Source organism: Intestinibacter sp., assembly GCF_022780145.1.
Taxonomy (GTDB): domain Bacteria; phylum Bacillota; class Clostridia; order Peptostreptococcales; family Peptostreptococcaceae; genus Intestinibacter.
Genome location: NZ_JALEXO010000152.1, coordinates 1 through 2,054 on the forward strand (window position 1 = coordinate 1; position 2,054 = coordinate 2,054).

Annotated in this window: 1 protein-coding gene and 1 pseudogene; both read right to left on the bottom strand. The window is 30.6% G+C overall.

Features of this window, described 5'->3' with window-relative positions:
• Positions 1 to 426 precede the first annotated feature (426 nt).
• Complete coding sequence (locus MR593_RS06000) at positions 427 to 1,581, bottom strand: YibE/F family protein (protein WP_290690836.1); 1,155 nt, start codon at positions 1,579 to 1,581, stop codon at positions 427 to 429.
• A gap of 97 nt (positions 1,582 to 1,678) precedes the next feature.
• Positions 1,679 to 2,054, bottom strand: a pseudogene (locus tag MR593_RS06005) (hypothetical protein); the annotation flags it as partial.

Consider the following 2,054-nt stretch of genomic DNA (forward strand, 5'->3'; position numbering starts at 1 on the left):
ATAAAACTATGGAATTTCTAAAAAACAATGACTTAGATGATTTTACATATAATAAATCTTTACAAAAAATCTGTGAATCTCTTCGTATCGACAAAGACACAAAAACTTTAATAAAATCAATGAAAAGAAAAAAATAAAAATTTTATTTTCAACCAAATGGAGTTGAAGTTAAATTCTATTCTAATAAGGTAATCGTAAATAAGGATTTCGAAACTAGTGTGAAAAACTTGCGAGCTATGGGAGACGGAGCGTCTGTTACAAGAGGATTGCAACAGGCTTCTGCAAATGGCCTTAGTGTTGCCAAGAGTATACTAGCGAAAAGATCTTTAAATAAATAATTCGCATAAAAAAGATGCATGCTCGATATTTATCCCGCATGCATCTTTTTAATTTATAAGTCTTTTAGATGATTTCGTATTTATTTTTCTATGCTGCTTTTTTCTTATCCCCTATTTGCACATTAGTAGTAAGCAAAAACGAAGAAATCAAAGCTACAATTGGAACTGTAAGTATTATCGCACTTGTCCCTGATAGACCCTGCATAACCTCTATTCCAATTTGATACATATTTATAATTTGTCCATAAGATAAGTCATAAGCATAAAACCATATAAGAGTATTAATAGAACCTCCTGTAAACGCCAATATCAACGTATTTGACATGGTTCCCATCATATCTCTACCTACGTTTATCCCAGATTTAAATAATTCATATCTAGATAAATCGGGATTTTTATCGTGAATTTCATTTATAGTAGAAGCTACAGACATGCTTACATCCATTACAGCTCCTAATGAGGATATCAATATACCAGCAAATAGCAATCCTCCTATTTGAAGTTCTGAATTATTTGCTATAAAAACTAGCTCCTCTATTTCAGAAACATTATATCCATCTATATGCGCAAAATATCCAAATACCTGGGCAAATAATCCTGCTATTACGACACCTATGACAGTTCCTAAAATAGACGAAATAGTTTTTTTGCTAATTCCCCCTATTAGATACATAGTCACTATTGTAGTCAGTACGACTACTAATACTGCTGATAAGAAAGGTGAATATCCTTTATAGAGCATCGGTAAAAACAAGAATATTATACATATAAAAGTAAATATTAAACTAATCCCTGAGAATAAACCTTTTTTCCCTCCAACTGCAACTAACAGTGCAAGGAAAAAAACTACAAATCCTATAATCATAGGCTCTCTATTGTAATTAAATACTGAAGCTCCCTTAGTGTCTCCTGAAACACTTAAATTTACGACTACTGTCATTCCTTCTTTGCAATCAGCACCATATAAATATCCAGATGCACTAGTCGCCTCTATCTCTTCTCCTTTGTACTCACCTTGCAAAATTTTGACCTTTACGATTTGATATCCGGTTCTACTTCCATCATCTTGGATATTATCTTGGACTATATTTACTACTTCTGCTTTTACATAACTTGTTCCTTCTCTATTGATCAGTTGCGCTTTATCTACTTGATTAAAAAAATATAAAAATACTCCAAAGCATATTAAGATTACTACAATTATTAATCTGTGTAATATACCTTTTTCAACCTTCTTACCCATTGTATCCTCCATTTTAATAAATACAATGCTCAGCATCTATTATCAATCCAATGCTGAGCATTATTTTGAAAATTTTACAGATTATATTTTATTTGTATTAATGTTTTTCGTGATTTGTTTTTTTATTATCGTGATTACTATTATTGTGATTTACATTATTCTTTTTATTAGTTTTTTTATTAGTTTTCTTGATTGTAAAGCTTGAATCTATTTTTCGGTTGTTGTCTGTTCTATAAGTATTTATAGTAAATGTAGTATCAGTTACATCTATTATAGAATATGTTGGGACATCTTCTTGCCATCTAGAAGCTATATATGCTTGTTTCTTTTCAACTAAATCGTAGTATTTACTACCTGATGCAGAGTTTGCAGTCATGTATAATATACCTTCTGGATTTGTAACTGTTCTAGTATTTGTAGTTTCCACAGCATCGGCATCTTCTATAGAGTCTAAATAATCTTCGTATTTTTGA